The organism is Paraburkholderia sp. PGU19, from assembly GCF_013426915.1.
Taxonomy (GTDB): domain Bacteria; phylum Pseudomonadota; class Gammaproteobacteria; order Burkholderiales; family Burkholderiaceae; genus Paraburkholderia.
Window position 1 is genome coordinate 3,823,914 of record NZ_AP023179.1, and the last position, 18,313, is coordinate 3,842,226.

General features: G+C 63.4%; 16 protein-coding genes and 1 pseudogene. 12 read left to right on the forward strand and 5 right to left on the reverse strand.

Translation table 11 applies throughout. From position 1 onward, the window contains the following. Nucleotides 1–30 precede the first annotated feature (30 nt). Nucleotides 31–1,233 carry a cation:proton antiporter gene (locus H1204_RS17440; protein WP_090835020.1) on the reverse strand — a complete coding sequence of 401 codons (1,203 nt, stop codon included), beginning with the start codon at nt 1,231–1,233 and terminating at the stop codon, nt 31–33. Nucleotides 1,234–2,137: 904 nt separating this feature from the next. After that, complete coding sequence (gene mnmC / locus H1204_RS17445) at nt 2,138–4,105, reverse strand: bifunctional tRNA (5-methylaminomethyl-2-thiouridine)(34)-methyltransferase MnmD/FAD-dependent 5-carboxymethylaminomethyl-2-thiouridine(34) oxidoreductase MnmC (RefSeq protein ID WP_180729260.1); 1,968 nt, start codon at nt 4,103–4,105, stop codon at nt 2,138–2,140. A 468-nt stretch (nt 4,106–4,573) separates the two neighbouring features. Here mnmC and H1204_RS17450 point away from each other — a divergent pair, with 468 nt between their 5' ends. Beyond that, nucleotides 4,574–4,852, forward strand: a complete 279-nt coding sequence (locus H1204_RS17450) for an HU family DNA-binding protein (RefSeq protein WP_007581741.1) — start codon at nt 4,574–4,576, stop codon at nt 4,850–4,852. Nucleotides 4,853–4,941: 89 nt separating this feature from the next. Here H1204_RS17450 and H1204_RS17455 read toward each other — a convergent pair whose 3' ends face one another. Beyond that, nucleotides 4,942–6,225: a GTP-binding protein gene (locus tag H1204_RS17455; RefSeq protein WP_180729262.1), complete on the reverse strand. Its 1,284-nt coding sequence runs from the start codon at nt 6,223–6,225 to the stop codon at nt 4,942–4,944. A gap of 162 nt (nt 6,226–6,387) precedes the next feature. Continuing rightward, nucleotides 6,388–6,831: a lytic transglycosylase domain-containing protein gene (locus H1204_RS17460; protein WP_007750204.1), complete on the reverse strand. Its 444-nt coding sequence runs from the start codon at nt 6,829–6,831 to the stop codon at nt 6,388–6,390. A 513-nt stretch (nt 6,832–7,344) separates the two neighbouring features. Between H1204_RS17460 and gspD the strand changes: the two genes are divergently transcribed. From gspD to gspF, 3 genes are read left to right on the forward strand one after another with little or no spacing between them, the layout of a single operon-like run. Beyond that, on the forward strand, nt 7,345–9,714 hold the full coding sequence (gene gspD / locus H1204_RS17465) for a type II secretion system secretin GspD (RefSeq protein ID WP_180729263.1): 2,370 nt from the start codon (nt 7,345–7,347) through the stop codon (nt 9,712–9,714). Next, on the forward strand, nt 9,711–11,228 hold the full coding sequence (gspE, locus tag H1204_RS17470; RefSeq protein WP_180729264.1) for a type II secretion system ATPase GspE: 1,518 nt from the start codon (nt 9,711–9,713) through the stop codon (nt 11,226–11,228). The genes gspD and gspE overlap by 4 nt, the downstream gene beginning before the upstream one ends. A gap of 5 nt (nt 11,229–11,233) precedes the next feature. Next, nucleotides 11,234–12,451 (forward strand): type II secretion system inner membrane protein GspF, encoded by a 1,218-nt coding sequence (gene gspF, locus H1204_RS17475; RefSeq protein WP_180729265.1) that lies wholly within the window; start codon nt 11,234–11,236, stop codon nt 12,449–12,451. Nucleotides 12,452–12,526: 75 nt separating this feature from the next. On the opposite strand, the gene H1204_RS17480 is transcribed toward gspF, so the two are convergent. Then, on the reverse strand, nt 12,527–12,940 hold the full coding sequence (locus H1204_RS17480) for a type II secretion system protein N (protein WP_180729266.1): 414 nt from the start codon (nt 12,938–12,940) through the stop codon (nt 12,527–12,529). 170 nt (nt 12,941–13,110) lie between these two features. On the opposite strand from H1204_RS17480, the gene gspG reads away from it, so the two are divergent. From gspG to H1204_RS17515, 8 genes and pseudogenes are all read left to right on the forward strand, one after another. Further along, complete coding sequence (gene gspG, locus H1204_RS17485; protein ID WP_180729267.1) at nt 13,111–13,587, forward strand: type II secretion system major pseudopilin GspG; 477 nt, start codon at nt 13,111–13,113, stop codon at nt 13,585–13,587. Between the two features lie 112 nt (nt 13,588–13,699). Then, nucleotides 13,700–14,185, forward strand: a complete 486-nt coding sequence (locus H1204_RS17490) for a GspH/FimT family pseudopilin (RefSeq protein WP_243468643.1) — start codon at nt 13,700–13,702, stop codon at nt 14,183–14,185. Further along, nucleotides 14,185–14,616: a type II secretion system minor pseudopilin GspI gene (gspI, locus tag H1204_RS17495; RefSeq protein ID WP_180729269.1), complete on the forward strand. Its 432-nt coding sequence runs from the start codon at nt 14,185–14,187 to the stop codon at nt 14,614–14,616. Before H1204_RS17490 ends, gspI begins: the two co-directional genes overlap by 1 nt. After that, nucleotides 14,594–15,298, forward strand: coding sequence for a prepilin-type N-terminal cleavage/methylation domain-containing protein (locus H1204_RS17500; protein WP_180729270.1), 705 nt, complete (start codon nt 14,594–14,596; stop codon nt 15,296–15,298). Before gspI ends, H1204_RS17500 begins: the two co-directional genes overlap by 23 nt. A gap of 3 nt (nt 15,299–15,301) precedes the next feature. Then, a pseudogene (locus H1204_RS52945) lies at nt 15,302–15,589 on the forward strand (type II secretion system minor pseudopilin GspK); the annotation flags it as partial. After that, nucleotides 15,475–16,398 (forward strand): type II secretion system minor pseudopilin GspK, encoded by a 924-nt coding sequence (gene gspK, locus H1204_RS17505; protein WP_346015747.1) that lies wholly within the window; start codon nt 15,475–15,477, stop codon nt 16,396–16,398. The pseudogene H1204_RS52945 and the gene gspK, both read left to right, overlap by 115 nt. A gap of 28 nt (nt 16,399–16,426) precedes the next feature. Then, complete coding sequence (gene gspL / locus H1204_RS17510; RefSeq protein WP_180729271.1) at nt 16,427–17,803, forward strand: type II secretion system protein GspL; 1,377 nt, start codon at nt 16,427–16,429, stop codon at nt 17,801–17,803. Then, the gene (locus H1204_RS17515; protein WP_180729272.1) at nt 17,800–18,303 is read left to right on the forward strand and encodes a type II secretion system protein M; all 504 of its coding nucleotides are present in this window, start codon (nt 17,800–17,802) and stop codon (nt 18,301–18,303) included. Before gspL ends, H1204_RS17515 begins: the two co-directional genes overlap by 4 nt. The last annotated feature ends 10 nt before the right edge of the window (nt 18,304–18,313 follow it).

Here is an 18,313-nt window from a genome sequence, read left to right on the forward strand (position 1 = left end):
ATGAAAATACGGTGTGCGGGCCTGCCGCTTTTATTCGCGGCGTTCGCCCACCAGCGCGAGCGAGCGGTAGACGAGCCACGGCCCGACCAGCTGCAGCACGACGATCGAGCACATCGTGACCGCGCGCAGCGTCGGATCGAAATTCGGATAGAGCTGGTAGGTGTCGTCGACGAGCAGATACGCGAGCGCCGACATTGGCGACAGCGACAACCCAAGCGCCATGCCCTGCTTCATGTCGAGTCCGCTCGGCTTGGCGAACGCGAGTACGCCGACCAGCTTGGCCACCAGCCGCGCGACGATCAATCCGACGGCTGCGAGCCCGCCCATCGCGACGTCACGCCATTCGAACGTGGTCAGCGTGAGCACGAACAGAATCACCGTCAGCAGCCAACCCGCCGTGCCGAAGTGCTCCGGCCAAAGTTGCGGGCGCGCCTCCAGATTCTTCACGATGATGCCCGCCGCGAGCAGGCTGAGAATCGTCGACAGCTTGAAGATGTGCGCGATGGCAATGGCGAGCAGCACGAGGCCGAACAGCGCGACGAACGAGTGCTCGTCCTGCAGATTCACACGCTTGTAAAAGAACGTGATGGTGCGCGCGAGCAGGTACGCGAGGATCAGCGAGCCGATCAGCAGATACAGCGGCTGGAGGATCGTCGCGAGCACGTTGCCGTAGGCTTCCTGATGCAGCCAGCCGGACGCAAGCTTCTCGACGATCACCGCATACATGCTGTTGAGCGCCGTCAGCGTCAAGAGGCGCTGCGTGACCTGGCCTTCGGCGCGCACCTCGGTTTTCAGCTGGATCACCATCGCGGGCGAAGTCGCCATTGCGATCGACGCCAGCACGAGCGCCGTCACCGACGACACGTTCAGGAACAGCAGCACCAGCAGCACGAGCACGAACGTGAGCGTCGATTCGGCGATGCTCGACACGATGAGCCACGTATTGCGGCGAATCCAGCGCAGATCCAGCCGGCTGCCGAGTTCGAACAGCAGCAGGCCGAGCGCGACATCGAGCAACGGACGCGCGGTGCTAGCCGAGTCCGCGTCGATCACGCCCGATCCCGCCGAGCCCGCGATCAGCCCGATCACCGCATACCCGGAAATACGCGGCAGATGCCACGCGCGATAGCACAGCTCGCCGACGAGACCGGCGGCAAGCAAAGCGAGGCCTGCCCAGAAAATCGCATCGGGCGTGAGCGGCCAGCCTGGAAAGAATGAAAACGCCGACTTCATCGTGGTGGCTTCTCCTTTGCAGCACCGCCCGGCAACGCGAACGGGCAGACGGCGTCGGCACGCAAAGCGCGCGCCGCGTCCGTTGCCGCGATCGGTTCGCGTCTGCCGGCGTTGCGGGTTGTCAACGATCGGGTGAAAAACTGAAACGACCACGCCGATGCCGCATGACTACGGGCAGCCCGACGTGAGTGAAAAGAGCGCCGTCGACTTTTGAATCAGATTCTGTGGGTCCGGCAACCGTTCCATTGGCGCGTCGGTTGCGGGGGCAATACGCGACGCGGAAGAACGGCGATTGTGCCATAGCTTTTTTACACTTGACGGAAAAGCGTCGAACAAGCGCTCAAAGCGGTAAAACGTACGCTAACTTAGTGACAACAGGAAAAAGCGACCGGAAAACGCGCGTGCTTTGGAGAAGAATGGCCTTGTCAGCGATGTTTTTGCGCGTCTGAGATGGCCTCACGCAGTGCATCTTCAGCGTGTTTGCGTTTGAGTGTTCTTGCGCTCAGGCGTTCCTGTCTCGGTGCGATGAACAGCAAAGAAGACGGTTGGTGAAGCCAGGCGAGCTTTGCGAAATTCTTAATAGGAAAGATGATGCCGACGGACGTCGATCCACCATGGGCTTTTCATCAATATGTTTACTGTATGTATACGTAGTAGAAGTTAACAAGGCCGCCGCATTTCTGTGGATAACCCGGGTTTACCGAAGCGAATCAGCGTGTTGCCGAACGCATAACCGGATGCACTTGGTGTGCGCGTCCGACTGGGTTCGATGAATAACTTTTGGCCCGCGTTTACGTTTGTCGAGTTACCCCGTTTACGTCCACATCCGTTCCACACGAGTTTCGCCCGCATTTTTCCCGGTTATCCACAACGCGCCGTGGATAACTTTTCCACAGGAAGAAAGTCAGTTGGCGGTGCCCTGCCGTAGCGCACGCAAGAGAAAGCGCGCGGGATCGAGCGCTTCGGCGAGATCCCGCTCGATGGGCCACGGCTCGCCTTCGATCTGCGAAGCGATCAGCTCCGCGCCGAGCGACGCCCATACAAGTCCACGTGAGCCAAACGCGAATGCGCCATACAGCCCTTGTGCGCGCGGCAAATCCAGCGGCCACGCGCCGCGCAGCTTGCCTGCATCGTGGGTCGCGGCTGTTTCGTCGGCGAATGCGCCGATCATCGGCAGACGGTCGCTCGTCACGCAGCGAAACGCGACGCGCCCTGTCAGCGACGAAGGCGCTCGCATACCGATCGCCTCATGTATGTCGGGAAGCATCTGCGCGATACGGTCGATGTTCTCGACGTGAGCGTCGTCGCGTATTTGTGTGTCGGGATCGTCGATGTCATAGGTTGCGCCTGTCAGCGTCGAGCCATCGGGCAGCGGCACTGCGTACCCTTCGCCGATCACGGGAACGCGCAATGCGTGCGCCGCATCGCTGGGCAGCAGCGTCAATTGACCGCGCACGCTGCGCGTCGGCGCATGGTGCAGACCGGCGATCCGCGCCGCTTCATGCGCATTCGCAAAGATGACGACGGGCGCGGCGGCAATCGCGGCGCCGTTCGCATCGAACACAATCCATTGATTCGCAACGCGTTCGACGCGCGATGCCACGACGTTGAAGCGGCGCTCCAGCAAGCCGCCCGCCGCCTCGCACTGCGCCGCGCAGAGCGACGCGGGATCGATCCAGCCGCCGTGCGGAAAGAACCAGCCGCCTCGCGCAACGCGCATGCCCGCGATGTGTTGCGCCTCTTCGCGGGAAACGGCCGTCACGTACTCCGACGGATAAGCGAACGAAGAGAACGTCTGCGCCATCGCCGACGCTTCGTCTTCATCGGCAGCGATTTGCAGCAGACCTTCCGGACCGCGCAACGGACGATATCCGCGGCGTTCGAGCGCGGACCATTGCCGCAACGCATAAAGGAAGCCCGCGCGCGTGATGCGCGAACCCACGCTGTCGTCGCGCGACATCATCGGATGAAACACGCCGGCGGGATTGCCCGACGCATCGCGCGCGACGCCCGCATGCCGTTCGAGTGACTTGACGCGCCAGCCGCGCGCCGTGAGTCGTTCGATCGCTGCGCATCCCGCGAGCCCGGTGCCGATCACGATGGCATGCCGTTCGTCGACGGCAAGTGGCAACGGTGGTTCGTGACGCCGTACGCGATAGCGCGGCGCAAAGCGTCCGACCAGCATTGCGCGTTTCCATCCGAAGCCGTCGACTTTCCGGTATTCGAAGCCGGCTTGCTGCAATCCGCGTTTCACATCGCCCGCGCTTGTATAAGTGGCGAAGGTCGCGTCATCGCCAGCGAGGCGAGCGAGCGCCTTGAAAGTGGCGGGCGTCCACAGCTCCGGGTTCTTCGACGGCGAGAAGCCATCCAGATAGAAGGCGTCGGCGCGCAGCCAGAGTGAATGCAGCGTTTGCGCCGCGTCGCCGAACACGAGCGTGAGCGTGACGCGCCCGTCCTCGAACTCGAGCCGATGGGTGCCGGGCACGAGCGTCGGCCATGCATCGACGAGCTGTTGCGCAAGCGGTGCGATCGATGCGTCCGCAACGGCCACCGCGCTCGCTGCCATCAGATCGTCGCGCGAGAACGGATGCTTTTCCGTCGATACGAAATGCAGGCGCTCGCAACGATCCGGGTCCGCACGCCATGCGGCCCACGTCACGAGAAAGTTGATGCCCATGCCGAAGCCCGTTTCCAGCATCGTGAATACGCGCCGTTTCTGCCAGCGCGACGGCAATTCATTGCCTTTCAGGAAGACGTATTCGGCCTGCGCAAGTGCACCGACGGCGCTGTGATAGATGTCGTCGTGGCGTGGCGAATAGGGGGTGCCGTTGTCGCGAAACGCGAGGATGGCGGGAACGAGCGGGTCGGTCATGCGCGATGAAATGCGGTGCAAGGAAGATAACTGGGCGACGGCAAAGCACTGACTGGAAGCACGAGTTCGCAGCCGTCACACCATGCCGACACCCGTCACAGCCCGTCCAGACGGCGTCTGCAGCCTGTCAGAGAGGTGTCGAACGTTGGCAAAAACCAACGCTGACGGGGCTTTGAACGACTCGGATAGCATCTATTCGATGCTCTGCATGCCAAAAAGGCTGTTTTCCATGCTGTATCAGGCGTTGCAGCGTGTAATTCTTCGAAACCCTTATCCAGATTGGGTTTGCGCTGCGCTATCATAGCAAGCGCCGCGAGGGAAGCGGCAGCACGGTGCTCCGTGCGGCGCCAGGCGTGCTGCGGGAGTCGGGGGTATTCCCGAGCCGTCGCTGCTCGACGGCGCGGCGCGCGCACGTATAATCGGCGCGTTCGCGCTGTTCGTGTCAACCTAAACCAGAAAGGAACCTTAATGAACAAACAGGAACTGATCGACGCCGTCGCAGGTCAGACGGGCGCCAGCAAGGCTCAAACCGGCGAGACGCTGGACACGCTGCTTGAAGTTATCAAGAAGGCTGTGGCGAAGGGTGATGCAGTCCAGTTGATCGGCTTCGGCAGCTTCGGTTCGGGCAAGCGCGCAGCACGTACGGGCCGCAACCCGAAGACGGGCGAAACCATCAAGATTCCGGCCGCAAAGACCGTTAAATTCACGGCCGGCAAGGCGTTCAAGGACGCAGTCAACAAGCGCTAAGCATCAGCGCTGAGTTGTTGACACCCGCCGTCGGCGGGTTTTTTTTCGTCTGCATTTTCGACGACGGGCATTACGTCAATCCGTTGCGTTCAATGATGGTGATGATGATGGCCGTCGTCATCGTGATCATGATGGTGATGACGATCGTGGCCATGATCGTGGTGATCATGATCGTCGTCTTCGAGATCCCACGCCGGGAATGGATCACTCAGTGCGCGCCATCCCTCGGCGCCCGATGCGTACTCGTCGTCGGTCAGCAGACATGTATCGAACTTCGCACGCCATTGCGCCGGATCGATGTCGACGCCGATCAGCACCAGTTCCTGGCGACGGTCGCCGATCGTGAAGTCATCGGCATCGCCGTACCAGTCGGCCGCGATTTCTTCCAGCAGCTCGTCATCGCCTTCAGGCCATTCACTGCGATCCTGCGCGGCCCACCACGTTCCTGCCGGCGCCGGCCGGCAAGCGCCGCCCGCTTGCGACAGTGAACCGCCGATCTCGTTGCGCGTCGCGAGCCAGAAGAAACCTTTGCCGCGCAACACGCCCTTCCACTCTTCATGCAGCAGTGCCCACAGCCGTTCGGGATGAAACGGCCGCCGCGCGCGATAGACGACATGCCCGACGCCTGAGCCGCCACTTTCGTTTTCATGGCTCGAAGGATCGTGCAGCAACGCGAGCCAGCCGGCCGCATTCGACGTCGCGTCGTAATCGAAGCGCGCCGTGCCGATCACTTCCTCGAAAGGCGCATTGCCATAGGTGCTCACGATCTGCGCGGCGCGCGGATTGAGCGCGGCGAGTATCGCCTGCAGATGCGCGAGAGCGTCGGTGGAAACGAGGTCCGCCTTGTTGATGACGAACACGTCGCAGAACTCGACCTGCTCGATCAGCACTTCGACGATCGTGCGATCGTCCTCTTCATGAGCGGCGATGCCGCGCTCGGACAATGCATCGGCCGACGCGTAGTCGCGCAGAAAGTCCGCTGCATCGATCACGGTCACGGCAGTATCGACACGCACGAGTGTCGCGAGCGATTCGTCTTCGATGATCGACTCGACGAGGCTCATCGGTTCGTCGATAGCGGCTGCTTCGATGACGATCGCATCGAAACGATTCGCCGACGCCAGTTCGGCCAACTGTTCGAGCAAATCTTCACCGGCTTGCGCGCAGAGACATCCGTTCGGCAATTCAACCTGCGAGGCAGGCGACGATGCGGGCGCCGCGTTGTCGATATCGAGACGGACGGCGGCGAGATCGGTGACGATCGCGGCGATACGCGGGCCAGTGCGGTTCGACAGAATCTGATCGACGAGCGCGGTCTTGCCCGCGCCCACGAAACCGGAGATCACGGTAACGGGCAGAAGCGGCTGGTTCATCGCGATAGGGAAAACTTGAGGGTGAATGACGCATGCGCCTGCCGGACGTTCAAACGGACCTGGACAGGCAGCAGCACGAAGCCGCATTTTGCATCAACTGGAACGAGGCGACGCCTCAAGTAACCTGCGGTGAATGGGGAACGGGATGCGCGGTGCTGCCAACTATTTGGTTGGCATCAGATTCCACTTCCGGAGAATGGCCACGATTTGCCGCGCGTACTCGTCGCGCAGCGACGGCGTCTCCGAGTGATAGGCGCCGACAGCCGCCCAGGTGTTGCCGTACTTGTTCATCTTCTGGCGCAGATGCCAGGCGGCGATGTAGACGTTCTTGCACGGCTCCATCAGCGTACCCTGCGAGATGCCGTATTGCGCGAGCACGGGCAGATGCACGGAGTTGATCTGCATGACGCCATAGTCGGTCGAGCCGTTGGCGTTCTTGTGCACTGCCGTGGGACGGTTATGCGATTCCTGCCAGGCAATGGCCCGAAGAATCAACGGGTTGACCTTCTGATAGCCAGCGGCCTCGTCGAAGCAGTCGGCGCGCGCGGACCCGGCGCTGACTAGCGCGGCCAAAGCAACGGCGACAGTGACGGCGATTGGCTTCATCGGTCAAGATGACGAACTATGTTCCTTTCTGAGCAGCGGGACGGTAAAGACGACTCGAAACCTATATCCGGCGGGCTTGAACTCGGGAAAACCCGTTACCTTCGGGATACTCGAACCATCATTCCGCCCGTATCATACCGGCTGGACATGTCGTGTTAAAGTTGGCCAGCCGACATAAGCGAGTAACTTGCGGCCAAAGGCGGCCGCCAACGCGCACCGGTCCGGAACGCAAAACTTTCAAGAACTTAACAGATTACGCAATCCGAGAAGCGTCGGATCGGAAACGTTAGAGGAATCGCGCGGAACTGCCCGGTTCTGTGACATTTCCGACATGAAAAGCTGTTACTGTTCGTTGTTTTTGATTACAGGGAGGCAAGGCATCCTTGGCACTGGCTGCCACGGAAGCGTTTTGCCGGACTGGGGACGACAAGGTGTCGGCCGGTCGTCCACTGTGCATGACCGTCGGCGGATCACAACGTCGGCTTCGAAACCACATCCATGAGAAGAAATCGTATGGCATTGCGTCGCGTCGCGACAGCGTTGCTGGTCGCTGGCATGATCACCGCGCAGATCGCCCACGCTCAGGTGACGCTCAACTTCGTCAACGCCGACATCGATCAGGTGGCGAGGGCGATCGGCGCAGCGACGGGTAAAACGATCATCGTCGACCCGCGGGTGAAAGGGCAATTGAACCTGGTTTCCGAGAATCCCGTTCCCGAAGACCAGGCGCTGAAGACCTTGCAGTCCGCGTTGAGAATGCAGGGTTTTTCGCTGGTTCAGGACCATGGCGTCCTGAAGGTCGTGCCCGAAGCCGATGCGAAGCTGCAAGGCGTGCCGACCTATATCGGCAATGCGCCCGCAGCACGCGGCGATCAGGTGGTCACGCAGGTATTCCAGCTGAAGAACGAATCGGCGAATAACCTGTTGCCCGTATTGCGCCCGCTGATCTCGCCGAACAACACGGTTGCGGCCTATCCGGGCAACAACACGATTGTCGTGACGGACTATGCGGACAACGTGCGCCGCATTGCGCAGATCATCGCTGGCGTCGATACGGCGGCGGGCCAGCAGGTGCTGGTCGTGCCGCTGAAGAACGCAAATGCGATCGACGTCGCGACGCAAATGGCGAAGATGCTCGACCCCGGTACGATTGGCAACACCGATGCCACGCTGAAGGTGTCCGTGCAGGCCGATCCGCGCACCAATTCGCTGCTGCTGCGCGCGTCGAACGCGGGGCGTCTCGCGGCGGCGAAGTCGCTCGCCAGGCAGCTGGATGCCGCAACGGGCCAGCCCGGCAACATGCATGTCGTGTCGTTGCGCAATGCAGACGCCGTGCGTCTTGCGAAGACGCTGCGCGGCATGCTCGGCAAGGGCGGTGGCGGTGGCGGTGGCGGTGGCAATGAATCGTCGTCGGGTGGCGGCAATAACGCGAACTCGTTCAACCAGAACAACTCGCCCTCGTCGACGGGTGGCGCGGGCACGCCGCCGCTGCCGTCGGGATCGATGGGCGGGTCGTCGGGGTCGTCGCTGGGCAGCAATCCGCTGGGCACGGGCGGCGCCGGCGGCGGTGGCTATGGCGGTCAGGGCAGCAACAACTCGGACTTTCTCGGCGAGAAGGAAGGCAGCGGCGGCGACGACAATCAGCCCGGCGGCATGATCCAGGCCGACGCGTCGACGAACTCGCTGATCATCACCGCGTCCGACCCCGTCTACCGCAATCTGCGCACCGTGATTGACCAGCTGGACGTGCGCCGCCCGCAGGTCTACATCGAAGCGCTGATCGTCGAACTGAACTCGAACACGAACGCCAACCTGGGTATCCAGTGGCAGATCGGCAGCGGCAACGTGTTCGCGGGCACCAACCTTGCCACGGGCGGTGGCAACAGTATCGTCAACGTGACGGCGGCAGCGGCAGCCAGCGCCGCCACGGGTGGCCTGGCGACCGCGCTGGCGGCGCAGAATCTCCAGCAGGGCCTGAATGTAGGCTGGCTGCACAACCTCTTCGGCGTGCAGGGGCTCGGCGCGTTGCTGCAGGCACTGTCGCAGACGAGCGACGCCAACGTGCTGTCCACGCCTAACCTCATCACGCTCGACAACCAGGAGGCGAAGATCGTCGTCGGTACGAACGTGCCGATCCAGACGGGCTCGTATTCGAACCTCACGAGCAGCACGGCGACCACGGCGTTCAACACCTTCGATCGCATCGACGTCGGTCTGACGCTGCACATCAAGCCGCAGATCACCGAGGGCGGCATCCTGAAACTCCAGCTGTATACGGAAGATTCGGCGATCGTGGCGGGCACGACCAACGTGGCGACCAATCCGGCCGGCCCTGAGTTCACGAAGCGCTCGATCCAGTCGACCGTGCTCGCCGACAACGGCGAGATCATTGTGCTCGGCGGCCTGATGCAGGACAATTACCAGGTCAATAACAGCAAGGTGCCGCTGCTCGGCGACATCCCATGGATTGGCCAGTTGTTCCGCTCCGAAAACAAGGTTCGCGCGAAGACCAATCTGCTGGTATTTCTGCGTCCGGTGATCATCAACGACCGCGACACGGCGCAAGCGGTGACGGCGAACCGCTACGACTACATCCAGGGCGTGACGGGTGCATATAAGTCCGACAACAACCTGATCAAGGACAAGGACGATCCCGTGGTGCCGCCGATGCCGGTTGGCCCGAGCCAGGGTGGATCGCCTTTGAACCTGTTCGATCTCGACGCGATGCGGCGACAACAGGCGCTTGGCGTGCCCGTCCCGGCTCCCGCCTACGTCCCGCCGCAGCAGCCTCAGATGCAGCCCCAACCGCAGATGCAGGCGCAGCCGCCCGCACAAACGGTCCCGGCGCAACCGGGCACGAGTACGCCGAAGGTGCAGCCGTGAGCACGCCGCACGCGCCTGGCAGCGCGCCGCCCGATTCAGCGGCCACGGGCGGAGCGCATCGCGAGCCGCCCTCTGCGCTAGCCGCGCGACTCGTGCCGTATGGCTTCGCGAAGAGCGGTCAGATTCTCGTGGCGCATCAGCACGCCGATTCCATGGAAGTGTGGATCAGCGAACGCACGACCCAGGCCGCGCTTGCGGAAGTCGCGCGCAATTTCGGCGCGGTGTCGGTGGTGCGCCTCGAAGCGGATGAACTCTCGCAGGCGATCAATCAGGCGTATTCGCGCCAGGACGGCAGCGCTGCGCAGGTAGTCGGCGAGGTGGAAGGCGAAGTCGATCTGTCGCGTCTGATGCAGGACATTCCCGAAGTGGAAGACCTGCTGGAATCCGAAGACGACGCGCCGATCATCCGCATGATCAACGCGTTGCTCACGCAGGCGGCGCGCGAACAGGCTTCGGATATTCATATCGAGCCGTTCGAGAATGCGTCGGTGGTGCGCTTTCGCGTCGACGGCACGCTGCGCGACGTGGTGCGTCCGAAGAAAGCGCTGCACGGCGCGCTGATTTCGCGGATCAAGATCATGGCGCAACTCGACATCGCCGAGAAGCGTCTGCCACAGGATGGTCGCATTACGTTGCGCGTCGGCGGGAGGCCCGTCGACGTGCGCGTATCGACTTTGCCGACGGGCCACGGCGAGCGCGCTGTGCTGCGTCTGCTGGAAAAAGACGCGCAGCGTTTGAACCTCGAAGCGCTCGGCATGGCGTCCGATACGCTCGGCCAGTTCGACAAGCTGATTTCGCGTCCACACGGCATCGTGCTCGTGACGGGTCCAACAGGTTCGGGCAAGACGACCACGCTGTACGCGTCGATGTCGCGGCTCGAAACGGCGACGACGAACATCATGACCGTCGAAGACCCGATCGAATACGATCTGTCCGGCATCGGCCAGACGCAGGTCAACGAGCGGATCGGCATGACGTTCGCCCGCGCGCTGCGTTCCATTCTGCGTCAGGACCCGGACATCATCATGATTGGTGAAATACGCGATCTCGAAACGGCGCAGATCGCCGTGCAGGCATCGCTGACGGGCCACCTCGTACTCGCCACATTGCACACCAACGACGCCGCGTCCGCGGTCACGCGTCTGACGGATATGGGCGTCGAGCCGTATCTGCTCGCGTCGTCGCTGCTCGGCGTGCTGGCGCAGCGTCTCGTGCGGCGTCTGTGTCCCGTGTGCAAGGTGGAGCGCGAAGAAGAAGGCGGTCGCAAGTTCTGGCATCCCGTCGGCTGCGACAAGTGCGGACATTCGGGCTATGCGGGACGGCGCGGCGTGTACGAACTGCTGAACGTCGACGAATCGATCCGCTCGCTGATTCACCGCAACGCCTCCGATGCCGAGATTCTCGACACTGGCCGCAAGCAAGGCATGCGCACGTTGCGCGAGGACGGCGACCGCTGGCTCGCATCGGGCCTGACGTCGCTCGAAGAAGTGATACGCGTGACGGGCGGGGTCTAAAGCGCATGCCCGCATTCCGTTTCGAAGCGATCGACGCCGCCGGCAAGGCGCAAAAAGGCGTGCTCGATGCCGACAGCGCGCGCGGCGCACGCACGCAGTTGCGCACGCAAGGTCTGACGCCGCTCGTCGTCGAACCGGCGGCGACGCGCACGCGCGGCGAGCGCACCCAGCGGCTGTCCTTGGGGCGCAAGCTCTCGCAGCGCGAGCAGGCGATTCTCACGCGGCAACTCGCGAGTCTGCTGATCGCCGGTCTGCCACTCGACGAAGCGCTCTCGGTGCTCACCGAGCAGTCGGAGCGCGATTACATCCGCGAACTGATGGCCGCGATCCGCGCAGAAGTGCTGGGCGGCCATTCGCTGGCAAACGCGCTGTCACAGCATCCGAAAGATTTTCCCGAGATTTATCGCGCGCTGGTCGCAGCGGGTGAACATACGGGCAAGCTCGGACTCGTGCTGTCGCGCCTCGCCGATTACATCGAGCAGCGCAACGCGCTCAAGCAGAAGATCGTGCTCGCGTTCACGTATCCGACCATCGTGACGATCATCGCGTTCGGCATCGTCACGTTCCTGTTGAGCTACGTCGTGCCGCAGGTCGTCAACGTGTTCGCCAGCACGAAGCAGCAGTTGCCGATCCTCACGGTGATGATGATGGCGCTCTCCGGCTTCGTGCGTAACTGGTGGTGGGCCATGCTGATCGCGCTGGTGATCGTCGTGTACGTGGTGCGCGCGATACTCGCGCAACCGGGACCGCGCCTCGCGTTCGATCGCTGGGTTTTGACGGCGCCCCTCTTCGGCAAGCTCGTGCGCGGCTACAACACGGTGCGCTTCGCGAGCACGCTCGGCATTCTGACGGCGGCGGGCGTGCCGATTCTGCGCGCGCTGCAGGCCGCGAGCGAAACGCTCAGCAACAAGGCGATGCGCAACAACATCGACGACGCGATCGTCCGTGTGCGCGAAGGCACGTCGCTGTCGCGCGCGCTCGGCAACACGAAGACCTTTCCGCCTGTGCTCGTGCACCTGATCCGTTCGGGCGAAGCGACGGGCGACGTGACGACGATGCTCGACCGCGCGGCCGAAGGTGAGGCGCGCGAACTCGAACGGCGCACGATGTTCCTGACGAGTCTGCTCGAGCCTCTGCTGATTCTCGCGATGGGCGGCGTAGTGCTGGTGATCGTGCTCGCGGTGATGCTGCCGATCATCGAGTTGAACAACCTGGTGCAGTGACGGCCCGTTAGCGTCCGAAAGACTTGCAAGCCGGACGGGCGTTTTCAGCTTGCGTCGGCCCGGCAGAGAATGACATCAGCGCACGTAGATAGTCGGGCCGGGCGGGTTCGCGGGAAGGAAGATTTCGGAGTGGGAGCCGTTACGGTCGATGATGATCGAGCGGGCGCGCACTTCGGCGAGCTTGGCGCCTTGCATGATCGTGCTGCCCAGCGATACGGCATGCGGCGGTTCGCCGCCCGTGCTGATGATCGCGGCGGCGCCTTCGCTGAGCGCGAGGATGCCGAACAGATGGATGTCCTGATTCGCGGTGCGCGTGAGCTGGCCGCCAAACAGCGCCGCAGCCTGATCCGTCGAAACGGGCGCGCGCACGGCGGCAGCGGGCACGGGCGCACCGGCATGCGACGTGAGCGTGACAACCCAGTAAGTGAGCGTCGCGCAGAACACGGCGAAAACGGCGAGCGAAATCAGGCGGATCTGGAGTGCGTTCATTCGTGTAATTGTACGGACTATTGTGAATTTTGCGGCATACGGATCGGCAGATCGGAAGCCTTCAACTGCATGACATTAAAATGACCGACCGGACGTGCAGAGTGCTGAATTCTCAACGCTTTACGTGACGTCTGATCGATCGACCCTTCATTCAAACGAGGTAGCAAGCTATGCAAATGTGGACCAGTCGCCGCAACGAGATCGCGGCTATGCGCGCGGGCCAGCGCGCCCGCCTTCAACGCGGGTTCACGCTGATCGAAATCATGGTCGTGATCGCGATCCTCGGCATTCTGGCTGCGCTGATCGTGCCGAAGATCATGAGCCGTCCGGACGAAGCGCGCCGCGTGGCCGCCAAGCAGGACATCGGCACTATCATGCAGTCGCTGAAGCTCTATCGTCTCGACAACGGCCGCTATCCGACGCAGGAACAAGGCCTGCGCGCGCTGATCGAAAAACCGTCGACGGACCCGGTGCCGAACAACTGGAAGGACGGCGGTTATCTCGAACGTCTGCCTAACGACCCATGGGGCAATTCGTATCAGTATCTGAACCCGGGTGTGCACGGCGAGATCGACGTGTTCAGCTACGGTGCGGACGGCAAGCCGGGCGGCGAAGGCAACGATGCCGACGTCGGCTCGTGGCAATAGGCTCATCACGCTGATTGAATCGATATCCATCGTTACCGGCACCATGCGATTGCACGACTGCATGCCGCGCACGCTTCGTGAGGTCGCCCGCGTCAACGACGCGCGCGGCTGCATGAAGCAGCATGCAATGCGCACGGCGGCACGCGAGCGCCAGCGCGGCTTCACGCTGCTCGAAATGCTGGTCGTACTGGTGATCGCAGGCCTGCTGGTGTCGCTTGCATCGCTATCGCTGACACGCAACCCGCGCACGGACCTGAACGAGGAAGCGCAGCGGCTCGCATTGCTGTTCGAATCGGCGGGCGACGAAGCGCAAGTGCGCGCGCGCCCCATTTCATGGCTGCCGCTGGACGGCGGCTTTCGTTTCGATATCCACACCAACGACGGCTGGCGTCCGTTGCGCGACGATCTGCTTGGGCCGCGCCACTGGGAAGGCGGCGTAACGGGCGTGACGATCGACTATCCCGGCTCCGACACGCATTCGGACCGCATCGTGTTCGGCACCGAGAGCATCGATACGCCCGTGCAGGTGACGCTCTTTTCCGCCGTGGGGCGCGTGACGATCATCGGCACGGGCAACGGCCGGTACGAGGTGCGCTGATGCCGTATGCGCTTCGTCTTCGCCGCGTGCGCGGCGCTGTGAATAACCCGAATCGCAACCGGGCGGGAGGCTTCACGATGATCGAAGTGCTGGTCGCGCTGGCGATCATCGCGGTCGCGCTGGCTGCTTCGCTGCGCGCGGTCGGCAGTCTCGCGACGGGCGAGGCCGATCTGCATCGGCGGCTGCTGGCGGGCTGGAGCGCGGACAACGCGCTCGCCCAGCTGCATCTGGCGCATGCGTGGCCCGAAGTCGGCTCGCAGAGTTTCGACTGCTCGCAGGGCAACCTGCAACTGATTTGCACGGAAAACGTAAGCGCGACGCCGAACCCGGTGTTTCGACGCGTCGAGGTTTCAGTGACGTCGCCCGGTCACTCGGGCAACCTCGCGCAGATGGTGACGGTGATCGCGAATGAAACGAATCGCTCGCTCTGAGCACGACGTGTCGCGCGTTCGACATTCGCCGCTGCTCAGAAAAACAGCGGGCGGCTTCACGCTGATCGAACTGCTCGTCGCGATCGCGATTCTGGCGGTGATCGCGGTGCTGTCGTGGCGCGGGCTGGATCAGATCATCCGCGGACGGCAGACGATCACCAATGCAATGGCAGACGAGCGTGTGTTCGCGCAGTTTTTCGATCAGATGCGCATCGACGTGCGCAACGCCGCCTCCGACGACGAAGCGGGCGAACCGGTCGTCGCGGTGAATGGCAACGCGCTGCAGATCGTGCGGTACATGCGGGCGCCGGGCGCGCCGCCCCGCTTGGTGGTCGTGCGGTATCGGATCACGGAAGGGCGGATTCTGCGCTATGCGTCGCCGCCGTTGGCGAACATTGGCGAGGTGCGCCGCGCACTTGGCGGTTCGGAGAACGAGAACTGGAACGCCGTGCCGTTGATCGGCGGTATCGGCGCGATTACCGCGCGGCTGTATGTGCCAAAAGTCGGCTGGACGACGCAGATGAAAGACGTGCAGTCGGCGATCACGGAGAACGACAATAATCTGAAAGTGCCTCAGCTCGGCAATGCGCCGCTGCCGAGGTCGGTGACGGGGCTGGAAGTGAGCATCGGCGCGAGTTCGCTCACGCGGCCCGTTACGCGGGTTTTTCTCGTTGGGGAGTGAGTTTTGATCAAGCGCTTTCGCCCTGCCCGTTCGAAACCTGCGGCTCAACGCGGCGCTGCCATCATTAGCGCGCTGCTGGTCGTCGCGCTGTCCGCGATTCTTGTTTCCGGCATGCTGTGGCGGGAACAGGTGCAGATCCGGCGCATCGAGAATCAACGGCTGCTTGCGCAGGCGCAGTGGGTGTCGCGCGGAGCGCTCGACTGGACGCGCCTCATTCTTCGTTCCGAAGGCGATACGTCGGCGGGAATCACGTATCTTGGCGGCGTCTGGGGCGTGCCGATCGCGCGCACGCGACTTTCAGATTTTCTCGGGCAGATCGGCGAGGTGCGCGCGCAGGAAGGCGGGGCGACTTATATATCCGGTTCGATCGAAGATGCGCAGGCCAAATTCAATCTGCGCAACCTCGTTTCAACGGCGGTGCCGGGCGCGCTGACGCTCAACATCCAGCAAATCCAGTCGTTCCAGCGCTTGTTGCAGCTGCTCGGCATCAACGGGCAACTGGCGAAGAACACGGCGCTGCAATTGCGCGCGGGACTGCGGCAATCGGCGACACGCTTCCAGACGGCGGCCAATCCCGCGACCGTCGACCCAACGCAGCCGCAAAGCGGCGCGACGGGGGTGGCAACTACACCGATCAGCCAGGTCTGGAAGACACCGATGAGAACGCGCCCGTCGCGCCGCTTCAGATGACGGGCGTCGATTCGCTGCTCGACGTGCCCGGCTTCACACCGGAGATGATCGCGCGGCTGCGCCCGTTCGTGACCGTGCTGCCGACGACCACGCCCGTCAACATGAACACCGCGCCCGCCGAGGTGGTCGCGGCCGTCGTGCCGGGGATGAATCTGTCGAATGCGCAGGCGTTCGTTGCGCGGCGCGAGACGGTCTTCTTCCACAACGTCGGCGATGTGCAGCTTGCGTTGCGCGGCGCGGGCGTCCAGCAACTCGTGTTCGATCCGAACCAGCTCGACGTGAACACCAGCTATTTCCTGATCCACGGACGCGTCGAGCACGAACGCGCCGAAGTCGATCGCACCACCCTTGTCTATCGCGACGCGCTGACGCATACGACGCGTATCGTATGGGGACGAGATCAACTATGAACAACGCAATTTCCCGAGAGAGTGGACTTTGAGCACGCTGATCGTTCTTCTGCCGCCGCGTGATCCGGCGGTGCCGTCGCAGGAATGGCAACTACCGGAGCTGCCGTTTCTGCTGCTCGACAAATCGGGGCGCACCCAGCGCGCCGGCCGCTCGGCGCCCGGCCTGCTGCCGCGCGCAAGCTCGACCGTGCTGATGCTCGCCGCGCGCGACTGCCTGATGCTCGCTACGGCCGTGCCCCCGCTGAAAGGCCCGCGCTTGCGTCAGGCGCTGCCGAACGTCGTCGAAGATCAACTGATCCAGGACGCGCAGACCACGCACATCGCGCTCGATCCGCAGCCGCTCGCCGGCAACCGCCACGTGCTCGCTATCGTCGATCGCGGCTGGTTCCGCTATATCGTCGAGACGTTTGCGGCGGCGGGTCATCGCACTCTGAAGGCGGTGCCTGTTACGCGTTGTCTGCCGCAGCCCATCGCCGCGGCGATGGCGGCTGAAGTGCGTGCGGAAGAAGCCGTTGCCGCTGGCGCCGATTCTGCGCCGCCGCACGTCGAGCCGGCCGTCGCGAGTATCACGCCCGTCGTTGCAGCCGTGCTGGGCCATGTCGTGCCGTCGACGGCCGCCGTGCTCGGCGAAGGCGCCGTCGATGCCGCACCGCCGCGCGTCGAGCTGGCGCTCGTGCGCGGTCCGCTCGGCGAAGGGCTGGCCGTGCCGGAATCGGCCGTCGGCGCGACGGTGGCCGCGCTCGCGGGCCATGCGCCCGTCACGCTGTACACGCTCGTCGATTTACCTGGTAGCGAGCCGCGCATGGCATCGGTGGCGCAATCGGGACGTCACACGTCGATCGCGGGCGCGCTGCCGCTGTCGTTCGAAACGCTCGCGCGCAACGCGATCCAGTGCCGCTTCGACCTCGCGCAGTTCGAGTTCGCCGTGCAGCCATGGCGTCTCGATCGCGCGACGCTACGCCGCCTGCGCTTGCCGCTGTGGCTGCTGGTGGGCACGGTGCTCGTCGCGATCGTCGGCGCGAACGTGCAGTGGCTGATGCTGTCGCGCCAGCGCGATGCGATCAGCGCGCAGATGACCGAGCTGCTGCTCAACACCTTTCCGAAGACGACGGTCGTGCTCGACGCGCCCGATCAGATGGCGCGTCAGTTGCAGCAATTGCGCGTCGCGGCGGGTGAACTGTCGCCGGACGATTTCCTTTCCCTGGCGGATGGGCTCGCGCGCTCGCTCGGGCCGATTCCCGTCAACGGCCTGGCCGCGCTGGACTACCACGACCGGCGTGTCGACGTGACGTTCAAACCCGAGGTCAAGGTCGATCCGGAATTCCAGCAACGTCTGACGCGCAATGGCCTGACGGGCGCTATCGACAGCAATACCGGCAAGTGGACGATCAGGAACGGACAATGAAAGCAGAACTGTTGAACACATGGGCCGGATTCTGGGATGCCCGCACGCCACGCGAAAAGGCACTTTTGACGTGGGGTGGCGCGGTGCTGGCCGTCGTCATCATCTGGTCGGTGCTGTGGGCGCCCGCGCAGGAAGGGCGCGCGCGGCTGCGCGAATCGATCCCGGGCCTGCAGCGCCAGCTTTCGCAGATGACCGCGCAGGCGAACGAGGCGCGCGCGCTGTCGGCGGCCGCGCAGGGTGTGGCGCCGACGGGCGGCGCGCTGAAGGATGCGCTGACGGCGTCGCTGAACGACCACGGGCTCCCGCCGACGCAAGTGCAGGTGCTCGGCAACGCGGTGCAGATCCAGTTGAAGAACGCGTCGTTTCCCGCGTGGACGGAATGGCTCGACGACGCGCGTAAGCAGTTCAAGGTGCAGGTGTCCGAGGCGCATGTCACGGGCTTGAAGCACGACGGGCAGGTCGATCTGACGGCATCGCTGCAACCGGCAACAATCAAATGACGGCGCAGTC

What these genes read in the sequence shown, in the direction of transcription:
- H1204_RS17440 (WP_090835020.1), bottom strand. Translation starts at nt 1,233, where the DNA reads ATGAAGTCGGCGTTTTCATTCTTTCCAGGCTGGCCGCTCACGCCCGAT.
- mnmC (WP_180729260.1), bottom strand. Translation starts at nt 4,105, where the DNA reads ATGACCGACCCGCTCGTTCCCGCCATCCTCGCGTTTCGCGACAACGGC.
- H1204_RS17450 (WP_007581741.1), top strand. Translation starts at nt 4,574, where the DNA reads ATGAACAAACAGGAACTGATCGACGCCGTCGCAGGTCAGACGGGCGCC.
- H1204_RS17455 (WP_180729262.1), bottom strand. Translation starts at nt 6,225, where the DNA reads ATGAACCAGCCGCTTCTGCCCGTTACCGTGATCTCCGGTTTCGTGGGC.
- H1204_RS17460 (WP_007750204.1), bottom strand. Translation starts at nt 6,831, where the DNA reads ATGAAGCCAATCGCCGTCACTGTCGCCGTTGCTTTGGCCGCGCTAGTC.
- gspD (WP_180729263.1), top strand. Translation starts at nt 7,345, where the DNA reads ATGGCATTGCGTCGCGTCGCGACAGCGTTGCTGGTCGCTGGCATGATC.
- gspF (WP_180729265.1), top strand. Translation starts at nt 11,234, where the DNA reads ATGCCCGCATTCCGTTTCGAAGCGATCGACGCCGCCGGCAAGGCGCAA.
- H1204_RS17480 (WP_180729266.1), bottom strand. Translation starts at nt 12,940, where the DNA reads ATGAACGCACTCCAGATCCGCCTGATTTCGCTCGCCGTTTTCGCCGTG.
- gspG (WP_180729267.1), top strand. Translation starts at nt 13,111, where the DNA reads ATGCAAATGTGGACCAGTCGCCGCAACGAGATCGCGGCTATGCGCGCG.
- H1204_RS17490 (WP_243468643.1), top strand. Translation starts at nt 13,700, where the DNA reads ATGAAGCAGCATGCAATGCGCACGGCGGCACGCGAGCGCCAGCGCGGC.
- gspI (WP_180729269.1), top strand. Translation starts at nt 14,185, where the DNA reads ATGCCGTATGCGCTTCGTCTTCGCCGCGTGCGCGGCGCTGTGAATAAC.
- H1204_RS17500 (WP_180729270.1), top strand. Translation starts at nt 14,594, where the DNA reads ATGAAACGAATCGCTCGCTCTGAGCACGACGTGTCGCGCGTTCGACAT.
- H1204_RS17515 (WP_180729272.1), top strand. Translation starts at nt 17,800, where the DNA reads ATGAAAGCAGAACTGTTGAACACATGGGCCGGATTCTGGGATGCCCGC.